We start from the raw sequence: 9,046 nt of genomic DNA on the forward strand, positions 1-9,046 counted from the left end.
GAATATTGATACCGCATGAATCGTACATTGAGATTTGATTACAGGAAGATGAATAAAAATAGATACAAAGTCTTACTTTTATTTACAAATCAGCCAATGTTTCGACCGCTTTTAGACAGAATGAATCTCTTTTACACGCCCTACCTGTCCATCTGTTAGCCGAACTTTAATGCCATGAGGGTGAAACGAAGACTTTGTTAACAAGTCTTTCACAATTCCCTCCGTTAATTTTCCAGTTCGTTGATCAGCTTTCAGAACGATTGATACCTTCGTTCCAGGAGAAATATCATTTCGATTTTGCCCGCTCATTTCTATCCACTTCACTTTCACGATGTGCTGACGATTTAGTCAACCTGTACAAGCACATCTTCTTTATTTGGGTATGTTTTTTCAATATGATGCTCGCCCCATGCACAAAGAGCATCTAAAATTCCTTTAAGAGACCAGCCATATTCCGTTAGAGAATACTCGACTTTCGGAGGAACTTGGTTATAGACCTCATGTAAAATAATGCCGTCCTCTTCAAGCTCACGAAGCTGCTGAGTTAGCATTTTTTGAGTGATGCCTGGCATCAAGCGCTTTAGTTCTCCGGTTCTTTTCTTTCCTTTAATCAAGTGACATAAAATCACTACTTTCCACTTACCACCAATTACTTCGAGAGAAGCTTCGACTGGAATATTGTAAACTTTCATTACTAAAAGCCTCCTTACGTAACAATGTTCTGTCTATTCGTTTGCATGCCACAAATATTCCTCATGCGTGAACGTTAATCAATTTATTGTTATTGTACCGCTTTACGCCCAAAATAGTCCATTAGGTACTTTTTAGTGCCTATCGTACTTGATTGGTCAAACATTTGGCTGGAGAGCAACCTTTGGAGCAGTGGCTTTACTTGGAGTGGTTGGAATTATTGCAAGCGCAATTTTAATTCCGAATAACTTAAAAGAAGCACCGCCTACGTCGTTTAAAGAACAGGTCAAGATTTTAACAAATGGTCCACTTTTATTAGCATTTGCTATTACGGCCCTAGGGTACGGAGGTACGTTCGTTGCATTCACTTATTTAACACCTCTTTTAGAAAATGTAACAGGCTTTAGTGCTAAATGGGTAAGTATCATCTTGCTGGTCTATGGTGTTGCAGTGGCAATTGGTAACACTGTAGGTGGAAAAGCAGCGAATAAATCACCGCTTAAAGCACTGTTTTGGATGTTTATTTTCCAAGCTGTTGTCTTAGTTGCTTTAAGCTTTACGGCACCGTTTAAGATAGTTGGCTTAATTACGATTTTCTTAATGGGGCTGTTCGCTTTCATGAACGTTCCGGGCTTACAAATTTTAGTGGTAAACTTAGCAGAAAAGTATGTTCCATCTGCTGTGAACGTGGCATCAGCGCTTAATATCGCTGCATTTAACATCGGAATTGCAATCGGTGCATTTGTAGGTGGGCTTATTGTGGATTCAATCGGCATTATTCATACGCCGTGGATTGGTGGAGTAATGGTGATTGGAGCTGTTTTACTCACTGCATGGAGTGCACGAATAGAAAAGGTGTAAGGTAAATGAAAATGGAAGGCTTAAACGGCCTTCCATTTTTTTGCATGTATTATTGCTGCCAAAAAGAAAGTAAGGGTCCATCCTCTCCGTAGATTGGATCTGTTTTCGGAAGAGGCACATTCTTTATTTGTTTGACAGCTTCTGCATGTTCGTTAGAATTACCGGTCTTTAAATTATAGTTGCTTCCATCAGGATACGCGCCAACTACTTGGAAATCAGCCGTTGATTGAAGGTGCTTATGTCCCGTACCTGCCGGCAGTACAATTACATCTCCAGCGTGTACAACAATATTTTCACCTTTGGGACCACCTAGCTGTAAGCGAGCACAGCCTCGTATAATACCGAGAACCTCATGTGTGTTGCTGTGGTAGTGATGAAAATCATAAATGCCATTTACCCAGCTATTTTTCCAGTTGTGATTATGAAAGATAGTTTCCATTTTATCCTTACGATCAATTAGTGCATGTTCATAGAGTAAAACAGGAAGGGAAGGGTGGTTGGGAATAACCCCATCATCATCAAAAAACAAAACTTTTACATCTGACACAATCTCTCCTCCTCCAAACATCGTATTTTCTTAACATTCCCTCTTCGTAAAAGAAATAAACTAACGTTGGATTATCTGTAAAAAAATGAAATATAACTAAAACTAAATTTCTAAAAGAGGCTAAGTGGTTCATTTGAACTATAGGTCTGTTCCTTGATAAGAAACAAGCTTAAAATACAACGCCAAAAAAGGAATGTATATGGTAAATATTATCATGGTAGGTTTTGTAATGGAAAGAGTGGATTTTTAAATAACTGAGAAGTAGGTAGATTAATGGGACAATATGAGTCGAAATACTTACAAAAATATCCTGGTAATTTAATGACTTATGGAAGATTGAAGATGTTTAAGGATTTCCTTATGATGGTAAAGGAGAATTAAGTAATGAACTTTATCAAATAACTGTAAAAAAGTAATTCGAAATAAGTGATTGTGAATATAGAGATTATGAAATTAGTCGATGATAGAGTTCATGAAAACATAAAGAGAAACGGAGAGAATTACGTGAAAAAAGCAGCAGGTTTAGTCTTAATTGGGGCTCTTTCACTGGGCTTAGCAGCGTGTGGATCAAGTGAAGAAGGAGAAGGAGCAGGTGCAAACAAGTCGTTTGAAGCTAAAACCATTGAAAATGTTAATGGAAAAGCAGTTGTAGAAGTGAATTATTCCGGTATCGGCGTATATAACTTATATAATACAGTTTCTGATTATAAACGCGCTTATTATCAAGAAACAAATGAATATGATTCGAAAAAACAAGAAGCTTATGCAATTTCAAAATTCAAAGACATTCTAGGTGGGGCAGAGCTTAAAGAAAGCAACTATCCATTAGAAATTGAAATGGTTGAAAAAGACGGAAAATGGGAAGTTAAGCCAAAAGATAAATATAGCGATACAGTTGAAAAAGCATTCGCTGCGGGTGACATTAACTAAAGATGTAAGCCTAGAAAGAGAGAAGAGATGATCTTCTCTCTTTTTTGATTGTTATAAAGCGCTTACTGTAAATTTTGTTTGTGTTTTGAGCAAATTTTACAGTTATTTTTATGAAGATGTGCTAGTATGATGGTCTCAATAAAAGTTTTTATGTGTATAGTTGGAGGAATGGAAGATGAAAGCAAAATATTGTAGACAATCAAAAGCGGTTAGAACGAGTCGCGTATTTCCAAATGATACAAATAATCATCAAACGTTATTTGGTGGTAAGCTCATGAGCGATATTGATATGATTGCTTCAATTTCTGCTTCTCGTCATAGCCGAGCAGAGTGCGTAACAGCATCAACTGATTCTGTGCATTTCTTACATCCGATTACTCCGCAGGATTCGGTATGTTTTGAATCATATGTATCTTGGACAGGCCGATCTTCAATGGAGATCTTTGTGAAAATCATAAAAGAAAATTTAAAATCAGGAGAGCGAAAAATTGCTGCTACGTCCTTTATCACTTTTGTTGCGCTTGGAGAAGATGGAAAGCCTTGCGAAGTGCCGAGCGTAATCCCAGAAACGGATGAAGAAAAGTATTTATATCAAACGGCACCTGAGCGAGCAAAAATTAGAAAGAGTGTGCGCGCTAACAGCAATAGCTTAGCACAGTTCTTAAGCCTCGAGCAGCCGTGGAACTAAATGTAAATTATCTGTCAGCTAACCTTACCAACTAAAAGACGGATTGTGCTGGAGATGCTAATCTTTAAAATATCATTTTCGTCTACAAACTGGAGGGGAAGCAGATGTTTAAAGATGCTGTATTAGCAAAAGAATGGCTGCCAGTTGCGTACAGTCAAGATCTAGGAGCGGATCCACTTGCTGTGAAGGTATTGGAAGAGAGAGTAGTGCTTTTTCGGGTAAGAGGAGCAATTAAAGCCTTTAAAGACCTTTGCATTCACCGAGGAGCTGCTTTGTCGCTTGGTAAGGTAAAAGATGATTGCATCGTTTGTCCTTATCATGGATGGGAATATAATGTGGATGGACAGTGTAAAAAAATTCCGCAGCAGCCACCGAATAGAGCGATTCCACTCAAAGCAAAAGCTATTGTATATCAGTGCAGAGAAGTATACGGAATGATTTGGGTTCGACTCAGTGAACAAGGATCTGATGCAGCAGAACCTCTTCCTTACTATGAGGAATATAATCACCCATCTTTTAAGACTGTCCATGCGTATGCTCATACGATGAATGCAGCGGCACCTCGCGTGGTTGAGAATTTTTTGGATGTGAGCCATCTTGCATTTGTTCATGAAGGAAGCTTAGGACATCCAGATTATACAGAAATTCCGGATTACAAAGTGAACTGGCGTGATAACCACTACGTCTCAGACGAGATTGAAGTATATGCTGATGCGGACGGCACAGGGAACTGGTCAACCATTTACTATACGTTTGAAATTCTTCGCCCGACGGTTGCGCGGTTGAAAAAAGTGAATTATCAAACCAACGAAATCTTCTCCATGCTGTTTGCCGTATTGCCCCAAGAACAGCTGAAATCAACCGTTTTTGCACTCGTATCACGAAATTATGAGCTGGATAAGCCAGATGAATATTTTCAAGAATTTCAACAGCTTATCATCGAACAAGATACAGGCATTGTTGAAAGTCAAAAGCCAGAAGAACTTCCGTTAGACTTACAAACAGAGCTGCATCTTAATCCTGATCGCGTTAGCATTGCATACCGAAAATGGTTAGGAGAGCTTGGCGTTGAGTTTGGAAGCGATGTGGGAAGAAAGGCAAAAACTATATAATAAGAAAGAAAAGATGCCGTTTATCTTAATAAGCAGCATCTTTTTTGTTGAGTATAAAACTATAAAAGTAAAAATATAGTAAATAAGTAAACTTTATTACATTTTTATGTTAAAATGTTACTGATTTGTTTATAACTTATCAAGGTTCTGTGTAAAGGTAAACAAATAAAAATTTATTGAAAAAGGAGCTATTATATGAATCCAGAAATTACGACGACCGAACAGAAGCAGGGGCCAAAGCCGTCCGTATTTAAGTTTATTTTTAGTCCAGGTGCTGAGTTTGACAAAATGAAGCAGCGTCCGGCGATTGTGGCTTCACTCATTCTCGTTATCTTACTAAGTGCCGTTGCATTCGCACTTAGTGCCATTACGCCAGAAAGCTTGGCTTCTTTACAGGAGCTTGGGATTGAGCCAGATGATTCTATGAAATTGTTTAGCATGATTGGAGCTGGAATTGGAGCGTTAATTGTCACGCCTATCGCGATGTTAATTGGTGCAGGAATCCTTTTACTTATTGTAAAAATCGGAAAAGGAACAGCAAAGTATAAGCACATGTTTAGTTTAACAGCATTTATTACGTTCATTACAATGCTTGGTTTATTACTAAATACAGTCATTGCAGTTGTGGCTGGAACAGGAACAAATATAACGTCTTTAAATGGTTTAATTGGAGCTGAAGGAGCTGTTGGTGGCGTATTAGCAAGCATTGAAATTTTCTCGATTTGGTCGCTAATCTTAACAGCAATGGGCTTACAAAAAGTAGGCGGTTTATCTAAAAAAGCTGCAATTATTATTGCTAGTGTCTTTTTTGTACTGTCTGTTATTTCACAAATTATAGGAAGTGTTATGGCGTAATGAAAAAAGGTATAATCATCACAGTTGTTTCTCTCTTAATCGTAGTACTAATTGGCGTAAACGTGTTTAAAGCACAGAAAAGTGAAGACGTACAAGTTAGCGTGACATCATTAAAAGATATGACGTTGCGCAGTACGGTTATGATTCCAGGTACTCTTAAGCTTGCCGATGAGCAGTATGTGTATTATCAGCCAGAAAATGGTGAGATTGAAGATATTAAAGTAACAGAAGGTACAAGAGTTCAAGTTGGCACACCGCTTGTCACATATACAAATGATGATTTAGAGCTTGAAAAAGAACAAAATAAGCTTGGCGAAAAATCGAATGAACTACAGGTTAGCTCACTAAATAAGCAGATTGCTAAGCTGAAAGATAAGCAGAAGAAGCTGGAAAAAGAACTTCCAAAAGAAGAAGCGAAAGCGCAAATAGAAGAAGAACGTACTCAGCTTAATTTAGATCTTGAAACAGCAAAAATTGAAGCTGAACGCAACAAGCTAGAGCGCAAGTCATTAACAAAGAAAGAGAATAATCTCACTGAAAAAAGTGAATTAGCTGGCACAGTGCTGTCTGTGGATAAAGAAGCTGCTCACAACACAAGCGAGGTTCAAAAGCCGCTTATACATATTGGCAATACGGATCAATATTTGGCAACAGGTGTTCTATCAGAATATGATGCTCTTAATATTGAAGTAGGTCAGCCAGTAAAAATTACATCTGATGTGGTGCCGGACAAAGAGTGGGAAGGATCAGTTCAGCAAGTTGATTTCTTACCACAGCAGTCCGATGCAGCAAGTGGTGGAGACGCAGCGAATCAATATCCAGTACAAGTAAAGGTAACGGATGAAGGGATTAAAAGTATTCGTCCAGGCTTTAAGCTTTTATTAGAAATTGAAACTGAAAGCAAAAAAGCAAAAGCCGTTCCATCAAAAGCAATTGTCAATGAAGGCGATGAGAAGTATGTGTATATCGTAAAAGATGGAAAAGCTGTTAAGCGAGAAGTGAAGGTTGGTCAAACAACAAACAAGTCAATTGAAATTGTTAAAGGCGTTACGAGTAAGGATCAAATCATCTCAAATCCATCTAATGAGCTAGCAGATGGTGTGGAAGTGACAGTGAAATGATTAAATTAGAAAATATCTCTAAAAGCTATCGTCTTGGGAAAGAAGAAGTTCCTATTTTAAAAGGGATTGATTTAACGATTAAAGACGGTGAGTTTGTTGCCATTATGGGTCCTTCAGGTTCGGGTAAATCAACCTTGATGAACATTATTGGTTGTTTAGATCGACCAACTTCAGGTGCTTACTTTTTAAATGAACTCGAGATTTCAACGTACAGTGATGATCAGCTAGCTAAGGTGCGAAATGAACAGATTGGATTTGTGTTTCAGCAATTCCAGCTGTTGCCGCGGTTAAAAGCCGTGGAAAATGTAGAGCTGCCGATGGTCTATACGGGCATATCTCGAAAAGAGCGACGCAAGCGTGCTGAAGCTGCGCTGTTAAAGGTAGGATTAGGTGAAAGAATCAATCACTTACCAAATGAGCTATCGGGTGGACAAAAGCAGCGTGTTGCTATTGCTCGTGCCATCGTTAATAAGCCTAGTCTCATTTTAGCAGACGAACCAACGGGAGCGCTTGATACAAAAACAAGCGTATCAATTATGGAGGAATTTGCTGCTTTAAACAAAGATGGAACAACCGTAGTGGTCATCACTCATGAGCCAGAAGTAGCTGAATATGCTTCAAGAACAATATTAGTTCGTGATGGAAATATCGTTGCGTACAACGGTAAGGAGAGTCTTGAACTATGAGCATGATGGAAAATATTCGTATGGCTTTGGCGTCGGTTGTTGCGCATAAGCTGCGCTCGCTCTTGACGATGCTCGGTATTATTATCGGGGTTGCAGCAGTTATTATCGTTGTAGCGATTGGTCAAGGTGGAGAGCAGATGCTTAAATCGCAAATTACAGGCGATAGCAATACGGTTGACTTAATGTACGAACCTTCAGAGGAAGAAATACAAACAAACCCAAACATTTGGGAGCAGGCGTTTTTTACGTCGCAAGATATTGATAATCTAGGCAAGTTACCAGGTGTTGAAAACGTTGTGGCATCTCTACAGGAAATGATGTCGGTCCGTTATAAAGAAGACACGTTAGATACAACGGTATATGCTATTAACCAGTCGTATTTGGACGTAAATGATTTAAAAATTGCACAGGGACAAAGCTTAACCGATGGTGATTTTTTATCGGGTAACCGAGTTGCTCTTATCAGCGATGAGCTAAACAAGGAAATGTTTAAAGATAGCAGTGGCCTTGGCGAAATCATTTGGGTGAAAAACCAGCCAATTGAAGTTGTAGGAATTTTAGAAAAGCCAACCGGCATATTAGGGTCATTTGGCATGATGGAAGTGTATATGCCGAGCAACACGTATAAATCAAGCTTTGGAAAAGTAGACTATACGTCTGTAAGTCTTCAAGCTTCCAATCCAGATGAATTACAAACTGTTGGAGAGAGCGCAGCAAATCTATTAAATGAAACGTACGGAACAGAAGATTCCTACACCGTCATGAATATGGAAGCCATTGCGGATGGCATTGGGCAAGTCACAACAATTATGACAACAATTATTGGTTCAATTGCTGGAATCTCATTATTAGTTGGCGGCATCGGCGTTATGAATATCATGCTTGTATCGGTTACAGAAAGAACAAGAGAAATAGGTATTCGTAAAGCTCTCGGCGCAACGAAAAGACAGATTTTAACACAGTTCTTGATTGAATCAATAACGCTAACGTTAATCGGCGGTATCGTTGGCATTTTACTTGGAGCAGGCGGTGCTTCTATCGTTTCGATGTTTGCAGGATGGCCACCGTTAATTTCATGGCAAATTATTGTCATTGGACTATTGTTCTCAATGACAATTGGCGTGATTTTTGGAATGCTTCCAGCAAATAAAGCAGCCAAGCTCGATCCGATTGAAGCGTTAAGATATGAATAAGGAAGAAAATCACTCAAAACCAGAGTGATTTTCTTTTTTTTAGATGAATGTATAATATAATAGAAGATAAGGGGACATGAATAGGGGGAGAGAGGATGACCATTTCACTTTTTCTTATTTTGTTTGTGGGGATTGTTTCGCTAGTCGGGACGATATGGATTGCGAATAACGATGACAAACAGTATAAAAAGACTGGAAAAAAACGAATTCGAAACTTATCATTTATTTATGTAGCGCTACTAGTAGGTTCTGCTATTGCCGTTGCTGTTTATATTGCAAATATTTAATTTGGAACATGCGTGTTGATTAACCAATAAAATCCAAAAAAAGCATACAAAAAAGGGCACCTATCTTGTAGAATGT

The 9,046-nt window shown here is 38.5% G+C and carries 11 protein-coding genes and 1 pseudogene; 9 read left to right on the forward strand and 3 right to left on the reverse strand.

Annotated features, from left to right (window positions below; all coding sequences use genetic code 11):
- Nucleotides 1-111 precede the first annotated feature (111 nt).
- Together AC1UFB_RS13795 and AC1UFB_RS13800 are read right to left on the reverse strand one after the other, a co-directional pair.
- Complete coding sequence (locus AC1UFB_RS13795; RefSeq protein ID WP_025909675.1) at nucleotides 112-309, reverse strand: YwbE family protein; 198 nt, start codon at nucleotides 307-309, stop codon at nucleotides 112-114.
- A gap of 35 nt (nucleotides 310-344) precedes the next feature.
- Nucleotides 345-692, reverse strand: a complete 348-nt coding sequence (locus AC1UFB_RS13800) for a winged helix-turn-helix transcriptional regulator (protein WP_328101821.1) — start codon at nucleotides 690-692, stop codon at nucleotides 345-347.
- A 139-nt stretch (nucleotides 693-831) separates the two neighbouring features.
- Between AC1UFB_RS13800 and AC1UFB_RS13805 the strand changes: the two are divergent.
- Nucleotides 832-1,551: pseudogene (locus tag AC1UFB_RS13805) on the forward strand (MFS transporter); the annotation flags it as partial.
- Nucleotides 1,552-1,600: 49 nt separating this feature from the next.
- On the opposite strand, the gene AC1UFB_RS13810 reads toward AC1UFB_RS13805, so the two are convergent.
- Complete coding sequence (locus tag AC1UFB_RS13810) at nucleotides 1,601-2,119, reverse strand: cupin domain-containing protein (protein WP_061785940.1); 519 nt, start codon at nucleotides 2,117-2,119, stop codon at nucleotides 1,601-1,603.
- 483 nt (nucleotides 2,120-2,602) lie between these two features.
- Between AC1UFB_RS13810 and AC1UFB_RS13815 the strand changes: the two genes are divergently transcribed.
- The 8 genes from AC1UFB_RS13815 (at nucleotide 2,603) to AC1UFB_RS13850 (ending at nucleotide 8,970) form a co-directional block, all read left to right on the forward strand.
- Entirely contained in the window at nucleotides 2,603-3,028 is a 426-nt protein-coding gene (locus tag AC1UFB_RS13815) for a DUF5105 domain-containing protein (RefSeq protein ID WP_157803551.1), read from the forward strand.
- A 175-nt stretch (nucleotides 3,029-3,203) separates the two neighbouring features.
- The gene (locus tag AC1UFB_RS13820) at nucleotides 3,204-3,716 is read left to right on the forward strand and encodes an acyl-CoA thioesterase (protein WP_061786382.1); all 513 of its coding nucleotides are present in this window, start codon (nucleotides 3,204-3,206) and stop codon (nucleotides 3,714-3,716) included.
- A gap of 104 nt (nucleotides 3,717-3,820) precedes the next feature.
- Nucleotides 3,821-4,828 (forward strand): Rieske 2Fe-2S domain-containing protein, encoded by a 1,008-nt coding sequence (locus AC1UFB_RS13825; protein ID WP_100347203.1) that lies wholly within the window; start codon nucleotides 3,821-3,823, stop codon nucleotides 4,826-4,828.
- Between the two features lie 195 nt (nucleotides 4,829-5,023).
- Nucleotides 5,024-5,683 (forward strand): YknW family membrane protein, encoded by a 660-nt coding sequence (gene yknW, locus AC1UFB_RS13830; RefSeq protein ID WP_061786380.1) that lies wholly within the window; start codon nucleotides 5,024-5,026, stop codon nucleotides 5,681-5,683.
- Nucleotides 5,683-6,804, forward strand: coding sequence for an efflux RND transporter periplasmic adaptor subunit (locus tag AC1UFB_RS13835; RefSeq protein ID WP_061786379.1), 1,122 nt, complete (start codon nucleotides 5,683-5,685; stop codon nucleotides 6,802-6,804). The genes yknW and AC1UFB_RS13835 overlap by 1 nt, the downstream gene beginning before the upstream one ends.
- Nucleotides 6,801-7,490, forward strand: a complete 690-nt coding sequence (locus AC1UFB_RS13840; protein ID WP_025910339.1) for an ABC transporter ATP-binding protein — start codon at nucleotides 6,801-6,803, stop codon at nucleotides 7,488-7,490. Before AC1UFB_RS13835 ends, AC1UFB_RS13840 begins: the two co-directional genes overlap by 4 nt.
- Nucleotides 7,487-8,683 carry an ABC transporter permease gene (locus AC1UFB_RS13845; protein ID WP_025910340.1) on the forward strand — a complete coding sequence of 399 codons (1,197 nt, stop codon included), beginning with the start codon at nucleotides 7,487-7,489 and terminating at the stop codon, nucleotides 8,681-8,683. The genes AC1UFB_RS13840 and AC1UFB_RS13845 overlap by 4 nt, the downstream gene beginning before the upstream one ends.
- A gap of 95 nt (nucleotides 8,684-8,778) precedes the next feature.
- Nucleotides 8,779-8,970, forward strand: a complete 192-nt coding sequence (locus AC1UFB_RS13850; protein ID WP_076512585.1) for a hypothetical protein — start codon at nucleotides 8,779-8,781, stop codon at nucleotides 8,968-8,970.
- Nucleotides 8,971-9,046 lie beyond the last annotated feature (76 nt).

This window comes from Priestia sp. KCTC 13724, from assembly GCF_056820425.1.